This window comes from Streptomyces sp. Act143, from assembly GCF_003143935.1.
Lineage (GTDB): Bacteria > Actinomycetota > Actinomycetes > Streptomycetales > Streptomycetaceae > Streptomyces.
Genome location: NZ_QFRX01000001.1, coordinates 1,705,253 through 1,724,467 on the forward strand (window position 1 = coordinate 1,705,253; position 19,215 = coordinate 1,724,467).

General features: G+C 72.1%; 18 protein-coding genes and 1 riboswitch. Of the genes, 4 read left to right on the forward strand and 14 right to left on the reverse strand.

Going from position 1 to position 19,215, the window contains the following annotated elements; translation table 11 throughout:
• Nucleotides 1–15: 15 nt before the first annotated feature.
• Nucleotides 16–1,044 carry an L-threonine 3-dehydrogenase gene (gene tdh, locus DI272_RS07645; RefSeq protein WP_109494604.1) on the reverse strand — a complete coding sequence of 343 codons (1,029 nt, stop codon included), beginning with the start codon at nt 1,042–1,044 and terminating at the stop codon, nt 16–18.
• Between the two features lie 244 nt (nt 1,045–1,288).
• Between tdh and DI272_RS07650 the strand changes: the two genes are divergently transcribed.
• Nucleotides 1,289–1,897 (forward strand): GPP34 family phosphoprotein, encoded by a 609-nt coding sequence (locus DI272_RS07650; protein ID WP_109500730.1) that lies wholly within the window; start codon nt 1,289–1,291, stop codon nt 1,895–1,897.
• Between the two features lie 60 nt (nt 1,898–1,957).
• Here DI272_RS07650 and DI272_RS07655 read toward each other — a convergent pair whose 3' ends face one another.
• The 7 genes from DI272_RS07655 to DI272_RS07685 form a co-directional block, all read right to left on the reverse strand.
• Complete coding sequence (locus tag DI272_RS07655) at nt 1,958–2,536, reverse strand: GAF domain-containing protein (RefSeq protein ID WP_109494605.1); 579 nt, start codon at nt 2,534–2,536, stop codon at nt 1,958–1,960.
• A 75-nt stretch (nt 2,537–2,611) separates the two neighbouring features.
• Nucleotides 2,612–3,211, reverse strand: a complete 600-nt coding sequence (locus tag DI272_RS07660; RefSeq protein WP_046257443.1) for an ATP/GTP-binding protein — start codon at nt 3,209–3,211, stop codon at nt 2,612–2,614.
• The gene (locus DI272_RS07665; protein ID WP_109494606.1) at nt 3,189–3,560 is read right to left on the reverse strand and encodes a DUF742 domain-containing protein; all 372 of its coding nucleotides are present in this window, start codon (nt 3,558–3,560) and stop codon (nt 3,189–3,191) included. The genes DI272_RS07660 and DI272_RS07665 overlap by 23 nt, the downstream gene beginning before the upstream one ends.
• Before the next feature lie 2 nt (nt 3,561–3,562).
• On the reverse strand, nt 3,563–4,006 hold the full coding sequence (locus DI272_RS07670; RefSeq protein ID WP_109494607.1) for a roadblock/LC7 domain-containing protein: 444 nt from the start codon (nt 4,004–4,006) through the stop codon (nt 3,563–3,565).
• A gap of 80 nt (nt 4,007–4,086) precedes the next feature.
• On the reverse strand, nt 4,087–6,246 hold the full coding sequence (locus DI272_RS07675) for a sensor histidine kinase KdpD (RefSeq protein WP_109494608.1): 2,160 nt from the start codon (nt 6,244–6,246) through the stop codon (nt 4,087–4,089).
• 972 nt (nt 6,247–7,218) lie between these two features.
• On the reverse strand, nt 7,219–8,451 hold the full coding sequence (locus DI272_RS07680) for an MBL fold metallo-hydrolase (protein WP_109494609.1): 1,233 nt from the start codon (nt 8,449–8,451) through the stop codon (nt 7,219–7,221).
• A gap of 71 nt (nt 8,452–8,522) precedes the next feature.
• Nucleotides 8,523–9,362 (reverse strand): MOSC domain-containing protein, encoded by an 840-nt coding sequence (locus DI272_RS07685; RefSeq protein ID WP_109494610.1) that lies wholly within the window; start codon nt 9,360–9,362, stop codon nt 8,523–8,525.
• Between the two features lie 148 nt (nt 9,363–9,510).
• Here DI272_RS07685 and DI272_RS07690 point away from each other — a divergent pair, with 148 nt between their 5' ends.
• A complete protein-coding gene (locus DI272_RS07690) occupies nt 9,511–10,689 on the forward strand; it encodes a glutamate dehydrogenase (RefSeq protein ID WP_109494611.1) in 1,179 nt (392 codons plus the stop codon).
• 49 nt (nt 10,690–10,738) lie between these two features.
• Nucleotides 10,739–11,359, forward strand: coding sequence for a TetR/AcrR family transcriptional regulator (locus tag DI272_RS07695; protein WP_181387115.1), 621 nt, complete (start codon nt 10,739–10,741; stop codon nt 11,357–11,359).
• A 33-nt stretch (nt 11,360–11,392) separates the two neighbouring features.
• Here DI272_RS07695 and DI272_RS07700 read toward each other — a convergent pair whose 3' ends face one another.
• From DI272_RS07700 to DI272_RS07725, 6 genes are all read right to left on the reverse strand, one after another.
• The gene (locus DI272_RS07700) at nt 11,393–12,154 is read right to left on the reverse strand and encodes an SIMPL domain-containing protein (RefSeq protein WP_109494613.1); all 762 of its coding nucleotides are present in this window, start codon (nt 12,152–12,154) and stop codon (nt 11,393–11,395) included.
• A 157-nt stretch (nt 12,155–12,311) separates the two neighbouring features.
• Entirely contained in the window at nt 12,312–13,097 is a 786-nt protein-coding gene (locus tag DI272_RS07705; RefSeq protein WP_109494614.1) for an SGNH/GDSL hydrolase family protein, read from the reverse strand.
• Between the two features lie 145 nt (nt 13,098–13,242).
• Entirely contained in the window at nt 13,243–13,959 is a 717-nt protein-coding gene (locus DI272_RS07710; RefSeq protein WP_109494615.1) for a DUF6250 domain-containing protein, read from the reverse strand.
• Complete coding sequence (locus tag DI272_RS07715; protein ID WP_109494616.1) at nt 13,956–14,366, reverse strand: hypothetical protein; 411 nt, start codon at nt 14,364–14,366, stop codon at nt 13,956–13,958. Before DI272_RS07715 ends, DI272_RS07710 begins: the two co-directional genes overlap by 4 nt.
• Nucleotides 14,367–14,704: 338 nt before the next feature.
• Nucleotides 14,705–15,646, reverse strand: a complete 942-nt coding sequence (locus DI272_RS07720) for a LysM peptidoglycan-binding domain-containing M23 family metallopeptidase (protein WP_109494617.1) — start codon at nt 15,644–15,646, stop codon at nt 14,705–14,707.
• 4 nt (nt 15,647–15,650) lie between these two features.
• Nucleotides 15,651–15,817: riboswitch (cyclic di-AMP (ydaO/yuaA leader) on the reverse strand.
• A gap of 309 nt (nt 15,818–16,126) precedes the next feature.
• Nucleotides 16,127–18,202 (reverse strand): alpha-galactosidase, encoded by a 2,076-nt coding sequence (locus DI272_RS07725; RefSeq protein WP_109494618.1) that lies wholly within the window; start codon nt 18,200–18,202, stop codon nt 16,127–16,129.
• Nucleotides 18,203–18,381: 179 nt separating this feature from the next.
• Between DI272_RS07725 and DI272_RS07730 the strand changes: the two genes are divergently transcribed.
• The gene (locus DI272_RS07730; protein WP_109494619.1) at nt 18,382–19,179 is read left to right on the forward strand and encodes a tyrosine-protein phosphatase; all 798 of its coding nucleotides are present in this window, start codon (nt 18,382–18,384) and stop codon (nt 19,177–19,179) included.
• Nucleotides 19,180–19,215: the final 36 nt, after the last annotated feature.

Consider the following 19,215-nt stretch of genomic DNA (forward strand, 5'->3'; position numbering starts at 1 on the left):
GCAGTCCAGTGAGGGTTACGCAGTCCAGTCGAGGATGACCTTGCCGCCGCGGCCGCTCGCGGCATCCGCGAACGCCGCCTCGAAGTCGCGGTAGCCGTACCGGCCGGTGATCACGGGGGCGAGGTCGAGGCCGCCCTCCAGGAGCACCGACATCGCGTACCAGGTCTCGAACATCTCGCGGCCGTAGATGCCCTTGATGGTGATCATCGAGGTGACGATCCGGGCCCAGTCGACCGGGAACTCCTCGGCCGGCAGACCGAGCATGGCGATCCGGCCGCCGTGCGTCATGTTGGCGATCATGTCGCGCATCGCGACGGGGTTGCCGGACATCTCCAGGCCGATGTCGAAGCCCTCACGCAGTCCGAGCGAACGCTGGCCGTCGGCGATCGTGGACCCGGTGACGTCGAGGGCGAGGCTGACGCCGATCTTGCGGGCGAGGTCGAGGCGCTCCTCGCTGACGTCGGTGATCACGACGTTGCGGGCACCCGCGTGCTTGGCCACGGCCGCCGCCATCAGGCCGATCGGGCCGGCCCCGGTGATCAGCACGTCCTCACCGACCAGCGGGAAGGACAGCGCGGTGTGCACGGCGTTGCCGAACGGGTCGAAGATCGCGGCCACGTCGAGGTCCACGGGGACCCGGTGCACCCACACGTTCGAGGCGGGCAGGGCGACGTACTCCGCGAAGGCCCCGTCCCGGCCGACGCCCAGCCCGACCGTGGCCCGGCACAGGTGACGGCGGCCGGCGAGACAGTTGCGGCACTTGCCGCAGACGAGGTGCCCCTCGCCGCTCACCCGGTCCCCCACGGCGATGTCCACGACGTCACGGCCGGTCTCCACGACCTCGCCGACGAACTCGTGCCCGAGCACCAGCGGCGTACGGATCGTCTGCTGCGCCCACCCGTCCCAGGACCGGATGTGCAGATCGGTGCCGCAGATGCCGGTGCGCAGCACCTTGATCAGTACGTCGCCGGGTCCCACGGCGGGCTCGGGAACGTCCGCGAGCCACAGCCCGGGCTCCGCCTTCTCCTTGACCAGCGCCTTCACCGCTACGGCTCCTGTGGGTGCGTTCCCGTTCCACGCGCACGCCGAAGCGGCCCGCAGCCGGGAAGAGGGGTGGGATCGCGTAGCAATCTGCCGCACGACGCCCCCTCAGGTCCATCGAGGTTTTCTTAAGCGGCGCCGCAGATCTTCTTCACGCCCCCTGAGGGGAACATCGCCGCCGACCTGCCCGTTGAGATGGCCGTGGACGTCCATGCGGGACCTGGGACCGATCGATCTGGAGCCGCTCATGAACACCGCACGTGATCTCGCGATCGCCGCCCTGGAGGCGGGCCCCGGCAGATCCGTGGAGCAGGGCGACCTGTCGCTGGCGCTCGCGGCGTCCGAGCTGCTCGACCTCGTGGAGGCGGGGGTGCTCCGGGTGGACGGCGACCGGGTCGTGCCCGGCGCGCAGTCGGCGCCCGTCGACCCCCTGCTGACCGAGGCCGCCGCCACCGCCGTACACCAGGAGCCGTACGAGTCGGTCGAGGACTGGCTGTGGCGGCGGGGCCGCGGACTGGCCTCGGCTTACGACTCCGCCATGGAACAGGAGGGGCTGACGGCCCGCCCGCGCGGGCTGCTGATCGCGCGGCGGGCCGGACACGCCGCGCTGGTGGACTCCCCGGAGCGGCGGCGTGCCGAGGAACGCCGCGCCTCGGGCGAGCCGGTGTTCGCCGCCCTGGCCGCCGCGGCCGGCATCCAGGACGAACCGGCCGGGGACCCGACGGACCTCACCGACGACACCGTCACGACCGTGCTGGCGGCCGTCGGGGACGCGGTGATGGAACTGGAGGCGGTGCGGCAGCGGCGGGCGATCGAGAACGCCGCGTTCGACAACATCTGGCGGGGCGGGGTGTGAGGCGGCCCTGACGACGAGAAGCCGGCGTGGCCGCACACAAGTTCATAGCGGAACACAAGTTCACAGAGGCAGGCCGTCCGCCTCCATCCGCTCCACGCGCGCGACCAGCTCCGCCGCCGCCGACTTGATGGTCTCCAGACCGGTCCGGCCCCAGGGCCGCGGCTCCACATCGGCCACGCACACCGTGCCGAGGACCATTCCGTGGCGGTCGATGAGCGGGGCACCCAGATAGGAGCGGATGCCGAACTCGTCGACGACGGGATTGCCGGCGAACCTCGGATAGTCGCTGACGTCCTCCAGGACCAGCGCCTTGCGCCGCACGACCACATGCGGGCAGAAGCCGTGGTCACGCGCCAGCCGGCGGCCGAGTTCCGGCTTGGTCTCGTCGGCGTCGACGAGGACCGGCCGGACGGCGGGGACGTGCAGCCCGGCGAAGAACTGCTGGTGCTCGTCGATGAAGTTCACCATGGCGTACGGCGCACCGGTCAGCTGCGCGAGCCGGTCCGCGAACGCGTCGAGCACGGGCTCCGGGCGCTGCCCCAGGCCGAGCCCGTACAGTCGGCGGGCCCGGGCGGGGGCCTCCTTGTCCTCGGGGGTGAGCAGCAGGCGACCGGCGGGACGCACCGGGTCGTAGCTCATCGGCGGGTTCCGTCGCGTTGGGTGAAGGTCATATGCGGCTCCGTGGAGTTGAGGGCGGCAAAGGGTGGGCGGCGGTCACATGTGGGCGCCGTGGCTCGGCGCGGGCGCCGGGGCGTGGGCGATGAGGTGGCGTACGAGGGTCAGCAGGGTCTGCACGCCCGAGCTGGAGATCCGGGCGTCGCAGCGGACGATGGGGATTTCGGGGGCGAGGTCGATGGCGGCGCGGACCTCCTCGGGGTCGTAGCGGTACGAGCCGTCGAACTCGTTGATCGCGACGATGAATCCGAGGCCGCGCTGCTCGAAGAAGTCGACGGCGGCGAAGCAGTCCTCCAGGCGCCGGGTGTCGGCGAGGATGACCGCGCCGAGCGCGCCCTCGGAGAGTTCGTCCCACATGAACCAGAACCGCTCCTGCCCGGGCGTGCCGAACAGATAGAGCACATGTTCCGGATCGAGGGTGATGCGGCCGAAGTCCATGGCCACCGTCGTCTCGACCTTGTTCTCGATGCCGTCGAGATTGTCGGTCGCGGCGCTGACCGTGGTGAGCAGTTCCTCCGTGCTGAGCGGGGCGATCTCGCTGACCGCACCCACGAAGGTCGTCTTGCCTACTCCGAACCCGCCCGCCACCAGGATCTTGAGTGCGGTGGGGAAGGGATCAGAGCTGTCGTCGTAGTCCATCGAGCACTGCCTCCAGAAGAGCCCGGTCAGTCGGGTTGTGGTGGAACTCCGGGGGTTTGGTGGTGAGCGCCCCGCAGTCGACGAGATCCGACAGCAGCACCTTGGTGACCGCGGCCGGCAGCTTCAGATGGGCGGCGACCTCGGCGACCGAGACGGGCCCGCGGCACAGGTCGAGTGCCTGCGTGTGCTCGGGGCCGAGGTAGCCGAGGGGGGTGGCGCCGGTGGCCATCACCTGCGAGAGGAGGTCGAGCGCGACGCTGGGCCGGGTACGGCCGTTGCTGACCGTGAAGGGGCGCACCAGGCGTCCGGCCGCGTCGTCGAGCCAGGGCCCGTCGCCGGCCGCCGCCACGCTCAAGGCCTCATCACCGGGGACGCCGGGGATTCGACGGCGTGCCGGCGGGGCGCTGTCACCAGGTAGGGGCGGACGCTCTTGACGAGCATGGCCATCTCGTAGCCGAGGACGGCCGCGTCGGCCTCGCGGCCGGCGAGCACGGCGAGACAGGTGCCGGAGCCCGCGGTGGTCACGAACAGCAGGGTCGAGTCGAGTTCGACGACCACCTGACGGACGTCCCCGCCGTCCCCGAAGCGGACGCCCGCGCTGCGTCCGAGGGAGTACAGGCCGGAGGCCAGGGCTGCCATGTGGTCGGCGCTGTCGGTGTCGAGCCCGTGGACCGACTTCACGAGCCCGTCGCAGGACAGCAGGACCGCGCTGGTGGTGTGCGGTACGCGCTGCACGAGTCCGCTCATCAGCCAGTCGAGATCGGATGCATGGCCGGTCGGCGCTTCGCTCGCCATGGTGGATCGACTCCTTGAGGTACGAAGGTCTGCGGGAGCGCTGGGTGTGGGGGTGGGGGCGTGGGCGGTGGCAAAGGTGGTCATCCGGCTGATGCGCTCCCGTCGTGCCGGGTGGGGGTGTGGTCGGGGTGGGCCGCGGACATGCGGTCGTGGACCACGGGGGCGGAGGCCGGCGCGGGCCGCGCCTCAGCCGTCCGGGCCGCGTCCAGGGCCGATACGTCCATGGCGGCGTGCGGGGCCGTGGCCGTGACGCCGGGGTGGGGGACGTCGGGGTGGGTGAGGTCGGGGTGGGTGAGGTCGGTGTATCCCGGCCCGGTGAGGGAGGTGTCCCGCTGCGGCACCCCCAGGTGCACCGCCCCTGTGGAATACGCGCCGGGGTCCGGGACGCCGCTGGTCTCGGCCTCCAGGTGCTGCTGTGCCTCGGCGAGGCCGATGCCTCGCTGGAAGGCCGCCATCAGGCCCGGGTCGTGTCCGGCGACATGCTCGCTGTCCGGCCGTGGTGCCGCCGGGCCGTCGCGGAGCTGGGGGACGATGTGCTCCTGGGCACGTCGGCGGGGCAGTTGGGGCTTGCCCATGGTGCCGCGGACGGGGCCCGTGCGCGGGGTCGGCGGCGTGGCGGTGCTCTGGGCGACGAGCCGCCGGTCGTCGGGCCGGATGCCAGGCACGGCCTCCGCCGGATTGGGCCGCTCCTGGTGACTGCCCCGCACGGGCAGCGGCACTGCGGGCCCCTCCCCGTTCGCCGCCGGTCCCGCACTGTGCGGGACGTCCATCGGCAGCGGGGACCGTACGGTGGGGCCGGCGTCGGGCACGACCCGCTGCGGCCCGGTGTCCGCCAGGCCGCCCGCCCCGGCTCCGCCCTGCGGATACTGCAGCGGCGGCACGGCGGTGTCCGGCGCGGACGGCCGCGCACCCTGCGCACCCGGAACCGGCCGCGGCGCCGCGGACTGCGTCGAGCCCATCTCCGCGCCCCCGCCGCCGGGTCCGGCGAACCCCGTCCCGTCCGAGACCGCCGGTACGGCTCCGGGTACCCCCGGCTCCACGCCCAACAGCTCCTGCGGTACGACGAGTACGGCCTGGACACCGCCGTAGATGTTGGTCTGCAACCGGACGTTGATGCCGTGCCGCCGGGCGAGCTGCGAGACCACGAACAGTCCGATGCGGCCGTCCGCCAGCAGGCTTCCCACGTTGACCTGGTCGGGGTCGGTGAGCAGGGCGTTCATCCTGCTCTGTTCGGTGACGGGCATGCCGAGGCCGCGGTCCTCGACCTCGACGGCAAGTCCGGAGGTGACGAGGTTGGCGCGCAGCAGGACCTGGGTGTGCGGGGCGGAGAACACCGTGGCGTTCTCGACGAGTTCGGCGAGCAGGTGGATGACGTCGGCGACCGCGTGGCCGCGCAGGGTGCCGTCGATGGGGGGCACGAGTTTGACGCGGGAGTACTGCTCGACCTCGGCGATGGCCGAGCGCAGCACCTCGGTCATGGAGACGGGGTGGCTCCACTGCCGCCGCGAGACGGCACCGCCGAGCACGGCGAGGTTCTCGGCGTGGCGCCGGATGCGGGTGGCGAGGTGGTCGACGTGGAAGAGGCCCTTGAGCAGATCGGGGTCCTCGATCTCGTTCTCCAGCTCGTCGAGGATGGAGATCTCCCGGTGCACCAGGGACTGCAGGCGCCGGGCGAGGTTGAGGAAGACCTCCAGCTTCTGCTCGCTGCCCGCCTGGCTGGAGAGTTGGGCGGCCTGGACGACGGCGGTGACGGCGCCGTCGTGGGCACGGGCCAGGTCGGCGGCGAGCAGTTCGAAGTCGTCGGCGCCGTCCGCGGGCCCGCCGCACGGTGTGCGCTGAGGCGGCCCGTCGCCGCGACGCAACGCCTCGACGAGGGCCCGCAGATCGGCCTCGCCCCGTGCGGTGCTGCGGCGCAGCGCGCCGATGCGGTCGGTGACCGACTTGGCGGCGCGGTCGGCGGCGACGGCCGCGATGAGAATGCCGGCGAGCGCCACCGAGACCGCGCCGGCGAGGACGCCCCAGAGGGTGAGGCTCGGTCGGGCGCCGGTGGAGCGGACGGTGAAGAGGACGGCAGCGGAGGCGGCGAGGGCGACCGCGATGGGCGGCAGCACGGCGAGCCGCAGCAGTTGGGGCCGTATGTGAGTCTCGGGCAGCGCGATCGCGGGCCGGGCGGCGGGCCTGCCGTGCCGGCCTCCCTCACGGCGGTCGGAGCGCGCCGCCGGTGCGCGGAGCTGAGACATCGGTGTCCTCGTCGTGCTGGTCCGTGTACTGGCCCGGCGGGCCTGGTCGCCGGACGGGCCCGGCCGGCCACGGCCGGGCTGACTCGCGGGGCCACGGCCGGGCTCCCGGGGCCCGGTGCGCGCTCCCGCCGGTTCCCGGGTGCGCCCGCCACGGTCGGCACGCACTCCGACGCGATCGTCGGTCACCGGCTTCCCCCGGCTCCCGGTCGCGGTCGAGCTGGGGGGATCCCCATCGCGTCGACTCCCTCCTCCGGTCTGGTCCTCACGGCACGGTGTCGGTCGAGAGCGCCGGGATTTCGGCCCTGCGTCGCCCGACGGACACTCACAGTAGTCGGCAACGCATCATGTGCGGTGGGCAGTTGACAAACTCGTACGGGGAGCGTCCCGCTCTGGTATGAGGGTTCGTACGACAGCCCGATAAACCCGCCGACGGGCCGGGCAGTTCACTGCAGGGATCGATCAACGCTGGTCAGAGGCGGTCACAAACGGAACGCCCGAACCTGTGCCGCACACCCGTCCGACCGCCGCCTCAGGCCATGGAAGCGCCGCTCGGTCACGCCTCGACGCCCGGACGAGCACCCCCACAGGCTTCACTCTCCGTAGTGCCTCGGGTGGGGCTACGGGGACGCGGGGGGCGAGATCCGCAGCGAAGGCAGGACGGACTTCTCAGCCGCATTGAGGACGACGGAATACGGGCCGCCGCGCACCGCCACATCACCCGTCTGCGGTCGAGGCAGCCCGGAAAGGCCCCGGCGGGGACGGAACAGCAGACAGGGATGCATCGAGAGCACCTGACCGGTCCACAGCCGCAGGGCGTCCTCGTTGCGCCCCAAGGACACCGGCTCCACCGCCCCGTCCCGGCCCCGTCGACTCGGCCTCCCCCTTCGCCGGCCCGCCCCGCCCGCCCCGCCCGCACCCCCCTGCGGCCCGCGGGACCCTCCGTCCCCGCCGACCGGAACGTGACCCGGCCTGTCAGGCCACGGGTACCGCCTCCGGTTCCCCGCTCCCCTCCCCCTTGCGCTCCGCCGCCGCCTCGGCGGCCGTCTCGATCGCGGCCTCGCTGACCGGCTCGGCCGCGGGCCAACCGCCGGTGGGCGCCTCGGCGACCTGGCGCCACCACGGCGCGACCGGCACCCCCTCGCCCGCCGGCTCGAACGGCTCGCCCGGCCGCGGCAGGGCGATGCGCGCGCCCTCCGCGTGGGCCGCCGCGACCGTCCCCTCCCCCGGCTCCGCCCACGCGTGGGTGGCCAGGTTGAACGTGGCCCAGTGGATCGGCAGCATCGGACCGGCCGACGGGCCGCCCTGGAGGTCGAGGTGGGCGCGCATGCCCTCCGCCGGCGTCATGTGGATGTCCGGCCAGAAGTCGCTGTACGCGCCGATCTGGATCATCGTGGCGTCGAACGGGCCGTGTTCGGCACCGATCTCCTTGAAGCCGTCGAAGTAGCCGGTGTCGCCGCTGTGGTAGATCCGGTGTGCGTCACCCGCGACGGCCCAGGACGCCCAGAGCGTGTGCTGGGTGTTGCGCAGACCGCGGCCGCAGAAGTGGCGGGCCGGGGTGGCGGTGAGGGTGAGGCCGCCGACCTTGGTCGACTCGTGCCAGTCCAGCTCGCGCAGCCGGTCGGCGGAGACGCCCCAGTGTTCGAGGTGGGCGCCGACGCCGAGAGGGACGGCGAACAGGGTGTCCGTGTCGGCCAGCGCCTTGATGGTCGGCATGTCCAGGTGGTCGTAGTGGTCGTGGGAGATGACGACCACGTCGACCGGGCCGAGGGCGGCCAGGGGCAGCGGCACCGGATGCAGCCGCTTCGGTCCCGCGAACGGGAACGGGGAGCAGCGCTCGCCCCAGACCGGATCGAACAGCACCCGGTGCCCGTCGATCTCGGCGAGCACGCTGGAGTGGCCCATCCAGGTCAGCCGCAGCCCGGTGGCGGGCGGCCGGGCGATGTCGGCGAGGGTGGTGGGGTGCACCGGAATCGTGCCCTTGGGGCTGCGGCGAGGGCGCTCCTCCTTGTCGAAGAAGACCTTCGCGAACTCCAGCGTCGATCCGGAGGGCCGGATCCGGGCCGCACCGCCGGGATTCTGGAAGACCCCGTCCTTGAAATGGGGTGATCTGCGGATGCGTGCGAGGCGCTCACCGCTCGGGTCCACGCCGAAGGCCTCGGGCTGGAGGCCGCGAAGCCCTGAGCTCAGGGAACGGAAAGCGGACACGGTACCTCCAGGTGGAGTCGGTGAGGCTGTCCATTATGGTCGCCCCCTCCGACAGTCCGGGATCAGCCTGGTCACGGCCGCATGAACTGCGCCTCGGACTCGCCCCACTCCGTGACGTCCACCACGTCCCCCACCGCCACCTTCCCCGGCCGCAGCACGGAGAACTTCGCGCCGAACACCGTGCCGACGGCGGCACGGCGGTATCGGGCCAGCGTACGGATGGGTTCGTGGCCGGCCTTCGCCCCGCGTTCCTGGTCCACCAGGGTGACGGCACAGCGCATGGCGGGCTTCGCGTACGCCAGGCCGGTGTCGCCGATCAGCAGGTGACGGGCGCGGTCCTCGGTGTGCGGGACCTCCCAGCCGTCGATCACGATGTTGGGGCGGAACCGGTTCATCGCCAGCGGCTGCGCGCCGTGTTCGGCGATCTTCTGGTTCAGCAGGTCGAGGCTGGACCGGGACAGGACGTGCAGTGCCCCGCTGTCCGCCCAGCCCGCGGTTCCCGGTGTCCTGCCGTCGGTCACCCGGTCGTGCTCCGGCGGCACCCGCACCAGCCTGCTCGGGGTGCCGAGCACCGCGGTGAGCCACTCCGCCGCGGTGTCGCCCTGGTCGATGCCCCGGTACGGCGTGCCGAACAGGTCGACCGGTCGCCGTACCCCGGTGGTGTCGACGTCGACGGCCACCTCGCCGTGGTCCGGCGCCCGCAGCGTGAGCCGCTCGCCGGCGGCGTCGATGCCGGGGCGGATCAGCGCGAGCCGTGGATCGCGCCGTTGGGTCCGGAACACCCCCTCCTCGTTCACGACCATGAAGGACCGGTCGTGCGCGAGTCCGGCGGGCGTCACCGCCGCCTCGCTCGCCGGGACCCCGGCGCAGCCCTTGACGGGGTAGTACGTGAGCTCGACGACCGTGGCCATGCCCGCCCCCTCCGGCGATCAGTACGTTCCCAAAGGAAACCTATCGGGGCCGTCCGGAGGTCCGCCAATGGCTTTTCACGCGCGTTGACAGCCGCCGCCCGCTGTCAAGATACTGACTCACCATTCAGTAATCCGACCAGGAGCCCTCATGACCACCCCCCTGCTGTCGCTCACCTGGACCGACCACGTCACCGGTCGCCAGGGCTTCCTGGTCGTCGACCGGCTGGTGCGCGGGGTCTCCAGCGGGGGGCTGCGCATGCGGGCGGGCTGCACCCTGGACGAGGTCACCGGGCTCGCCCGCGGCATGACCATGAAGGAGGCGCTGCACTACGACCCGGAGGCCCGTTACGTCCCGTTGGGCGGCGCCAAGGGCGGCATCGACTGCGATCCCCGGGACCCGGCGGCGTACGAGCTGCTCGTGCGCTTCCTGCGCGCGATGCGACCGTACGTCGAGCGCTTCTGGACCACCGGTGAGGATCTGGGCCTGACTCAGGACCTGGTGGACCGGGCGGCGGCCGAGGCGGGGCTCGTGTCGTCGATCCAGGCCGTCTATCCGCTGCTGGACGACGAGGCAGCGGCCCGTGAGCGGCTGGCCGACGCGTTCGCCGTCGAGGTGGACGGCATCGGGCTCGACGAACTGGTCGGCGGCTGCGGGGTCGCCGAGTCGGCGCTCGCCGCCCTGGACCGGGCCGGGATGCCGTACGCCGGGACCCGGGTCGCCGTGCAGGGGCTCGGCACGATGGGCGGGGCCACGGCGAGGTTCCTCGCGCGCGCGGGGCTCACGATCGTCGCCGTCGCCGACATCAAGGGCACGATCGCCAACCCCGAGGGGCTGGACATCGAGGCGCTGCTCGCCGCCCGGGACGCCCACGGCACCGTCGACCGCGCCGTCCTGCGGCCCGGCGACCGCGAACTGCCGGGCGACGCCTGGCTGGCCGCCGACGCGGAGGTGCTGGTGCCGGCCGCGGTGTCGTACGCCATCGACGCCACGAACCAGGAGCGCGTCACCGCCCGCTGGATCGTCGAGGCCGCCAACATGCCCGTCCTGCCCGCGGCGGAGGCGCTGCTGGCCACGCGGTCCGTCACGGTGCTGCCGGACGTGGTCGTGAACTCCGGTACGAACGCCTGGTGGTGGTGGACCCTCTTCGGCGACATCGGCGCGGACGCGGACGAGGCCTTCGCCCACGTACGCCGCTCGATGCGCACCCTCGTCGACCGGATGCTGGCCCGCGCGGAGGCCGACGGGACGTCGCCGCGGGCCGCCGCGCACGCGATCGTCGCGGACCGGCTGCCGGTGATCGCCGAGCGGTTCGGGTGGTACCGGTAGGGCCGGAGGCCGCGTCTGCCTGCCCGGCGTCACGGATTAAGGTGACCGCGTGGCGAGAGTGCGGTTGAGCGTGGCCGAGCGGCGCGAGGAGTTGCTGCGGGCCGCCATCGGGCAGATCGAGGCGCGCGGCGTGGCGGCCGTTCGGATCTCCGACGTGGCCTCGTCGCTCGGGGTGAGCAACGCGCTGGTGCTGTACCACTTCTCGACCAAGGAGAAGCTGGTCGCCGCCGCGTTCGCGTACGCCGCCGAGGACGACCTCGCCCAGTTGCGCAAGCTGCTCGGCCGCCGGACCACGGCGCTGCGCCGGCTGCGGTCGGCCGTGCGCTGGTACGCACCCACGGGTCAGGCCAAGGGCTGGCGGCTGTGGATCGAGGGCTGGGCGGCGGCCCTGCGCGAGCCGGTCCTCCAGGAGGTCACCCGCGACCTCGACATGCGGTGGAAGGCGGCGATCGCCGAGGTCATCGAGGAGGGGGTCGCCGCGGGCGAGTTCGGGTGCCCGGACCCGCGGGCCGCGGCCCTGCGCCTCACCGCCCTGCTCGACGGACTCGCCGTCCAGTTGACGTCGTATCCGGGCGCCGTGTCACGCGCGCGTGCCCAGGAGTGGGCGGACGAGGCGCTGGCCCGGGAACTCGGGCTGGGGGCCGACGCGTTGAGCGCCCGGGAGCGCTGAGGGGTCGGCCCGTCGAGGCGGGACCGGCCTCACTCAGACCAGCTCGTACACCGCCGTGACCGTCGCCGTCGCCTTGATCTCCCCCTGTGCCAGCGGCACACCGCCGAAGCCGGCCGGGGCGTCCGCGGAGACCGAGGGGGACGGGGTGACGTAACCCGCGCCGCCCTCGCTCAGGGAGACGAGGCGGCCGAGGTGCAGGCCGCTGAGGCGGGCGTACTGCGCCGCCTTGGCGTGGGCGTCGTCGTGCGCGGCCGCGCGGGCGCGGGCCTGGAGCGGGCGCCGGTCGTCGAGGTCGAAGACGACGGAGTCGATGCGGCCCGCGTTGCCGGTCGCGTCGGTGATCGCCTGGAGGAGCGCGCCGGTGGCGGCCGGCTTGCGCACCTTGATCGAGAAGGTCTGGGCGGCCTGGTAGCCCTTCAGCGTGGACTCGCCGTCCGTGTAGTCGTAGACGGGGCCGAGGGAGACGTTCTCGGTACGGATGTCCTCGTCGGCGATCCCCTGGGCGCGCACCGCCCTCAGCAGCGCGGCGGACGCCGTGTTCTGCGCCTTCAGCGCGGCCTGCGTCGTCTTGGCGACGGCCTCCACACCGGCGCCGACCAGCGCGATGTCGGGGTCGCCGACGGCGCTGCCCTCGCCGGTGACGGTGACGGTGGCGGGGGCCGCGGCGGTGCGGGCCGCGGGGGTGTGACCGCCTGCGGTGACGGCGGCGGCCGTCGTCGGCGCGACGAGGGCGGGCAGCCCCAGGGCGAGGAGGGTCACGGCGATCGCCGTGACCGGCGTACGGGGAACGGGCATGCGCGTCCGGTCCTTCCGGGGTGGGGTGACAGTGCGGTCATCCCAACATCACGTCACGGACCGGACCGCACACCACTCCCGCGCGGTCACCTCACTGGTGGAGCGTGCCTGCGCCCGACGCCGAGTACGTCGGGCGACCGAGCCGGCACCGGCGGCGTCAGGCCACCGCGGAGATCCGCATCCTGATGTCGTCCGGCGACAGCGTGCCCTTGGCCGTCACGTGGTCGCCCGAGGACTCGCCGCGCAACCGTCGTCCGATCCACGGCACCAGGTACTCCCGCGCCCAGTGGACGTCGTCCCGCCGTACGTCGAGCGTGCCGCGGGGCGGCAGCGGGGGCCACGGCTGGTCGGGGTCGGCCGGGACCTCCAGGCCGAGCACCTGACCCGCGCGGAGCGCCACGCGCGTGTGCCCCTCGGGAGAGAGGTGGAGCCGGTCGCCGTCCCAGGCCCGGCGGTCCTGCACGGTCTTCAGGGACCACAGGTCGAGCACGGGACAGCCGTACCGGTCGGCGATGGCCCGGACATGCCCGTTGTACGTGGCGATCTTGCCGCGCAGATGCTTGAGCACGGGCACGCCACGGGTGTCGAAACCGGTCGTCACCATGACGGTGCCGGCGACGGAGGTGAGTCGTTCGATCGCCCGCTCGAAGCGCTCGGCGACCTCGTCGGGGTCGGTGCCGGGCCGGATGATGTCGTTGCCGCCCGCGCAGAAGGAGACCAGGTCGGGGGCGAGTTCCACGGCCTTCGGGAGCTGGTCCTCGACGATCTGGTCGAGGAGCTTCCCGCGTACGGCGAGGTTGGTGTACCGGAAGTCGCCCTCGGGCCGCCCGTCCGCGAGAAGCACCGCGAACCGGTCGGCCCAGCCGACGAACGCCCCGTCCGGGCCGGGGTCGCCCACGCCCTCGGTGAAGCTGTCCCCCACCGCAACGTACGACCCGATCACTGCTCTGCTGTCACTCTTCGAATCGTCTGCCACATAGGCCCATGATTCCCTTTCGAATGTGACCTACGCGACCGTAAGGAGGGGTTGACGTGCGGTGAGATAAGCCACTCCTAAAGTGTTGGCCAAACCCGGAATACCTCTCCGATCAGGGATGTTGTGGGCTCAACCGCCATACCCGGAAGTCGCTGAAGCGGAAGTGGCTCCAAGTCGTGCGGAAGGCGAAATGGCCACGGGTGTACGGCTCCGGGTCGGTGTGGTCGAAGACGAGCGTCCCGTTGACCCACCACCGCTGGGCGGAACCGCGGGAGACGATGCGGACCCGGTGGGGTTCGTTGGCGGCGAGCAGCGGCTGCGTGTAGTCGTAGACCAGCGGGCGCACCCCGGCCTCGCCGACGTACCGGCGCAGCCGCGTGGTGGTGTTGTAGTTGGCGCCGTAGCCGGAGTAGTACGTCGTGAGGCAGTCGTACTCGGCCAGGGCGCCGCCCCGCCTCGTGGCGAAGAGGTCGTCGGGGGACCGGACGTCGGTGGCGTTCCAGAAGTTGTTGAGGTCGGAGACCCGGTCGTTGACACCGCCCTCGGACACGGGCACCGCCGTGTACTCGATGGCGTAGGGACCTTCGAGCCGCTTCCTGAACCAGATCGTCGCACCGGCGGGCACGTCGGACTCCAGGACACCGCGGGCGGCGGTGACGGTGCCGCCCTTCTCCAGTTCGACGGCCCACTGGCCGAGGCCGTGGCGGAAGTTGTCGTGGGCGATGAGTCGGCGGTGGCCCGGGGTCGCGCTCGCGCCGGTCGCGGGGGCGAGGGCCGCGAGGGCGGCGCCTGCGGCGAGGGTTCCGAAGGCTCTGCGCGTGGTGGTCACGGGACGACGGCTCCTTCCGGGAGGTCGGTCGAGGTGGTGCGGGCGGTGCGCTGCTGCTCCGCCGTGAGGAGGGCGCCGAGCCGGCCGGCCGCCTTGCGGTGGCCTTGGGCACCGGGATGGACGGCTCCGTTGAACTCACTCCGCGAGGGGTCGAGCAGGCGGCGGGTGTCGACGAACCCGGTGCGCCGATCGGCGAGTTCGTCGGCGACGACGGCGATGTCGTCGCCGTGCGCCCCGTTGAGGGGCCGCAACGCGAGGACGCGGGAGTGCGGTGCGGCGGTCCCCAGCGTGTCCAGGTGGGCGCGACAGGCGGCACGGGACCTGACGCCCCGTTTGACGGAGTCGCCGTAGACATCAAACAGGGCGTGGACACTGCCGCCGGTGCAGCCAGAACTCGCACGCCTCATGACTCGATCCCGGTGAGCGGTGCGCCGCCGGAGGCCGCTGCTGCGGCGGACTCGCCGCGGTGCGCGGGTCGGCGCCGGGCACGGGGACCTCCGGGTGCGAGTGGCACGGGGACCTCCGGTTGCGAGTGGCACGGGGACCTCCGGTTGCGAGTACGGGCAGAAAGCGCTTGCGTCGCTGCGGAGATCACTGTGGCCCCACCGCCCCCTCCTTGTCGACCGTAAGGACGGCCGCGCCACGAGACCGCAATGAAACGCCCGCGCAGCGGCACGACTTCGCACCGAAGGCCGGACCCGGGGATCGGGGTCCGGCCTTCGGTGGCATCGGGGAGGGCGGAGCGTCAGCCGACGGCGACGCCCTTCGAGCGGAGGTAGGCGACCGGGTCGACGTCCGAGCCGTAGTCCGGCGTGGTGCGGATCTCGAAGTGGAGGTGCGGACCAGTGACGTTGCCGGTGGCGCCGGAGAGGCCGACCTGCTGGCCCTCGGTGACGGTCTGGCCGGACGAGACCGAGAGCGAGGACAGGTGGGCGTACTGCGCGTAGTAGCCGTCGGCGAGCTTGATGACGACCTGGTTGCCGTACGCGCCGCCCCAGCCGGCGGAGACCACGGTGCCCGCGCCCACGGCCTTCAGCGAGGTGCCGGTCGGGACGACGAAGTCGACGCCCGTGTGGTAACCGCTGGACCACATGCTGCCCGCCGTGCGGTACGCCGTGCCGACGGTGGCGCCGGAGACGGGGAGCATGAAGCCGCTGGAGCCGGTCGTCTCATTGCTCTGCGTGGCCGCCGTGTCCGCCGAGGACGACTGCGAGGAGGCGGGCGAATCGGACGACGAGGACTTCTGGTTACTGCCCGACGCGCTCGCGGACTTCTCGGTGCTCGCCGCCGCCTTCTTGCCCAGCGTGAGCTTCAGCCCGGGGTGGATGAGCGAGGGGTCGGAACCGACGGCCTCGCGGTTGTCCGAGTAGAGCTTCTTCCAGCCGCCGGTGACGTTCTGCTCCTCGGCGATCTTCGAGAGATAATCGCCGGCCTTCACCGCATAGGTGCGCACGGTCGCGGTGTTCGCGGCGCCCTTCTGCTGCGCGGCCTTTTCCGGAACCGACTGCGAAACCGACTGCGCGACCGATTCCGACACGGCCTTCGGGACCGACTGCGAAGTGGCCGCATGGGCGCCGGCGGCACCCATCAGAGGCAGGGCGAGTGCGGCGCCACCGGTTCCGGCGACGGCGATCGAGCGGGTGAGCCGCTGGGACTTCGGGCGGCGGTGCTTACCCTTCGCGGGCATGGCGAATTCCTCTCCGGCGCCTGCGAGGTGAGCTGTCGGGTGCGAGCTGGAGATGCCCGGACGCACCGAGGTGCGACTTAACCCCAAGCCTTTTCCGGAAGACCGGTCCAGGCGGTTGTACCTGTGGGTCCCCCGCTCCTGCCGTTCACGGGTGAGTGGTGCGGGCTCCGGGCGGCGGCAGGATTGGGCGTCCGTCCGGATTGGTGGCGAACGTAAGCGAGGAAGACGCAAAGCGACAAGTAAGAGGTTCCGGGGTGATTGCGTTCCTCTTGATCCGCTGTGGAATTCACGGTCACCCTCCGTACATCAGGAGACCTTCGCGGAACGCAAACACCCAGCTTTTGAGCGCGGATTACGTGAGCATGACGGGCGACACAGGGTCACCGGTATGACGCTCCTCACGTGCCGCATTCACAGCTCCCCTTATTCCAGAGCGAGTTGGAATGAAGGCTACGGAACCCATCAATTCGGACAGACGGCTCAGATGCGGCGCAGTCGGATTACCGTCGCATCCATATCGCCCCGCAATCCCACCCGCAGCCCGTGATGCAGCAGTACGGCACCTCTGTGAATTTCGCCCGTTTCACGGCATTCATACGACGCCGTCGGGTCGAGGCCCCGCAGGCGCAGGGCCGGTACGGGTTCGCCGTGGCGCTGCGCCTGGAGCCAGGCCAGGACGACGGTCTCGTCCCCGAGGACGTACTGCACGGCGCTCAGACCGTCTCCCTGCGGCGCCCGCAGCCGGTACTGGTCGCCGCGCTGCACGAGGGGCCGGATGCCCTTGTAGAGCTCCACCCACTCGCGGGCCTCGGCGAGTTCCTCCTCGGTCCACCGGGTGAGGTCGCCGCCGACGCCGAGCACGCCCGCCATGGCGCTGACGAAGCGGAAGCGCAGGGAGCTGACCCGGCCGTTGAGCATGGCGTTCGGGCTGTCGGTGACCCAGGCGGCCATCACGCGCGCGGGGTGGATCTGGCTGAAGCCGTGCTGGATGGCGAGCCGGTCGAGGGGGTCGGTGTTGTCGGAGGTCCACACCTGGTCGGTGCGGCCCAGGACGCCGAGGTCGATCCGGCCACCGCCGCCCGAGCAGGACTCGAAGGCGACGTCGGGGTGAGCGGCCCGCAGCCGGTCCAACAGGGCATAGAAGGCGTGCACATGATCGACCCAGAGGCGCTGCGGGTAGGGATCGCCGGGCCAGCCGGCGTCCGTGAAGCAGCGGTTGAAGTCCCACTTCACGTAGTCGATCGGGGCGCTCGACAGGAGGGCGTCGAGCTGCCCCCACAAGTACTCCTGGACGTCCTCGCGCGCGAGGTTCAGCACCAGCTGATTGCGGAGTTCCGTCCGCTTTCGCCCCGGTTGGTACTGCACCCAGTCCGGGTGCGCCCGGTACAGGTCGCTGTCCGGGTTGACCATCTCGGGCTCGACCCAGATGCCGAACTGCATCCCGAGGGCGTGCACCTGGTCGGCGAGGGGCTTCAGACCGCCCGGGAAGCGGTCGCGGTTGACCGTCCAGTCGCCGAGTCCGGCGCGGTCGCTGGTGCGGGTGCCGAACCAGCCGTCGTCGACCACGAACAGTTCGACGCCGATGGCCGCGGCCCGCCGCGCGAGGTTCTGCTGCTGCTCCTCGGAGATGTCGAACTCGGTGGCCTCCCAGGAGTTGAAGAGCACCGGCCGGTCCTGGTCGGCGCCCGGGATCACGTGCGCCCGCTGGTAGGCGTGCCACGCGCGGCTGGCGCCGCCGAAGCCGGCGTCGCTCCACAGTCCGGCGAAGACGGGCGTGCTGAACGACTCCCCCGCCGCCAGCCGCAGCAGCCCCGAGTCGTCGTAGCCGGCACCGCCGGTGATCTGCACGCGCGCGTCGGGAAGCTGGGCCACCGCGATCCGCCAGGAACCCGACCAGCCGAGGGCGCAGCCGTAGACCTCGCCGCGTTCCTCGGTGGCGTCGGTGTCGAGGGCGACCCAGGGCAGGTGCTGGTGGCCGGTGTGGCCGCGGCGGCTGCCGATGACCTTCTCGCCATAGGTGAGGGGGGCGCGCACGAGCCGGGACTCGGCGGCCCAGCGGCCGTGCAGCTGGGAGAGCCGCCAGTCCTCGCGGTCGGGCAGGGTCCAGGTGGCGGAGTCGGCGCGGAGCAGCTCCAGGGGGTCGTCCCCTCGGTTCTCCAAGGTGGTCCAGCGCTCCACCACGTCGCCGCGCATCCGGTAGTGCAGCGTGACGACGAGTCCGGCGTCCCGGAACCGCAGCCGCAGCTCGTCGGCATCGGCCTCGTACGCCTCGAAGCGCCATTCGGTGCCGCGGCGCTCGTCGGTGCGGACGGACAGGGCGGGCCGGACGAAGCGGGGGCCGCCCTCGACCGGGTACTCCTCGCGGCCGTCCAGGGGGGATTCGAAGGGCCAGTAGTCGGGCAGCGGGCGGACGGCGAGAGCCTCGGCGTCGGCCAGCGCGATCGCCGGGCCCCAGTGCAGATGGAGCAGCTCGTCGCCCTCGGTGAGGTGGACGGCGTAGCTACTGGTGGGCCCGGTCAGGAGCCAGGTGCGGCCGGTGGCGGAGCTCTCCAGCATGAAACCTCACAGATGCGAACAGGGTCGAACAGTGGCACTCAAGTACCAACATCATCGAGGTCAGAGGGTCCCTGATGCAACGCCTGTGGACAACTCATTGCCCCAGGTACCCATGTCGTATCGTCGAGAGCGTGCCCGTCGGCGAACCGCGGCGACGGGGCCGGCTGGGAGGAGCCCCCGTGACGCAGCAGATCCCGTCGACCGAGCCCGACCTCTCCGGAGTCCGCAACTTCCGCGACGTGGGCGGCCTCCCGACCGAGAACGGCCGACGGGTGCGCCACGGAGTGCTGTTCCGCAGCGGCCACCTCGCGCACGCGACCGACGAGGACGCCGCGTTCCTCGGTTCCCTCGGCCTGCACACGATCTTCGACTTCCGCAACGCCTCGGACCAGAAGCTGGAGGGTCCTGACGTCGAGCTGCCGGGCGTGCGCAATGTGAACCTCCCGCTGAGCGACCCGGCGGACGGCGCGGAGTTCTGGAAGATGGTCCGGGACGGCGAGATCGAGCAGCTGCGCGAGATCCTCGGCGACGGCAAGGCGGCGAACCGGATGATCGCCTCGTACCGGCAGATCGTGACGGAGCGCACCGCCGAGCACGCGCGCGTGCTGCACTCCCTCGCCGAGGACAGCGTCCCCGCACTGATGCACTGCGCGGCCGGCAAGGACCGCGCGGGCCTGTCGATAGCCGTGACGCTGCTGGCGCTCGGCGTGGAGCGCGAGGCGATCCTCGCCGACTACCTGGAGTCCAACGCCAAGCACCGCCGCTACAAGGTGCACCGCAGCAGCAGCTCGGCCGCCGGCTACTCCCCCGAGGTCATGGAGCTGCTCGCGCCGCTCTTCGACGCCCGCGCCGAGTATCTGCACGCCGCCTTCGAGACCATCGAGGAGACCTGGGGCGGCGTCGACGCCTATCTGGAGCAGGGCCTCGGCGTCACGCCGGAGATCCGGGAGCGGCTGCACCAGCGCCTGCTCGACTGACCGGTCACTGCCCGGCGCCCGCCTGGAGCAGCGGGG

Excerpts from the sequence above, each read along its gene's own strand:
- DI272_RS07685 (WP_109494610.1), bottom strand. The coding sequence starts at position 9,362 with ATGGCCACGGTCGTCGAGCTCACGTACTACCCCGTCAAGGGCTGCGCC.
- DI272_RS07655 (WP_109494605.1), bottom strand. The coding sequence starts at position 2,536 with ATGAGCTACGACCCGGTGCGTCCCGCCGGTCGCCTGCTGCTCACCCCC.
- DI272_RS07670 (WP_109494607.1), bottom strand. The coding sequence starts at position 4,006 with ATGGCGAGCGAAGCGCCGACCGGCCATGCATCCGATCTCGACTGGCTG.
- DI272_RS07700 (WP_109494613.1), bottom strand. The coding sequence starts at position 12,154 with ATGCCCGTTCCCCGTACGCCGGTCACGGCGATCGCCGTGACCCTCCTC.
- DI272_RS07675 (WP_109494608.1), bottom strand. The coding sequence starts at position 6,246 with ATGTCTCAGCTCCGCGCACCGGCGGCGCGCTCCGACCGCCGTGAGGGA.
- DI272_RS07720 (WP_109494617.1), bottom strand. The coding sequence starts at position 15,646 with ATGCCCGCGAAGGGTAAGCACCGCCGCCCGAAGTCCCAGCGGCTCACC.
- DI272_RS07690 (WP_109494611.1), top strand. The coding sequence starts at position 9,511 with ATGACCACCCCCCTGCTGTCGCTCACCTGGACCGACCACGTCACCGGT.
- DI272_RS07650 (WP_109500730.1), top strand. The coding sequence starts at position 1,289 with ATGAACACCGCACGTGATCTCGCGATCGCCGCCCTGGAGGCGGGCCCC.
- DI272_RS07725 (WP_109494618.1), bottom strand. The coding sequence starts at position 18,202 with ATGCTGGAGAGCTCCGCCACCGGCCGCACCTGGCTCCTGACCGGGCCC.
- DI272_RS07715 (WP_109494616.1), bottom strand. The coding sequence starts at position 14,366 with ATGAGGCGTGCGAGTTCTGGCTGCACCGGCGGCAGTGTCCACGCCCTG.
- DI272_RS07660 (WP_046257443.1), bottom strand. The coding sequence starts at position 3,211 with ATGGACTACGACGACAGCTCTGATCCCTTCCCCACCGCACTCAAGATC.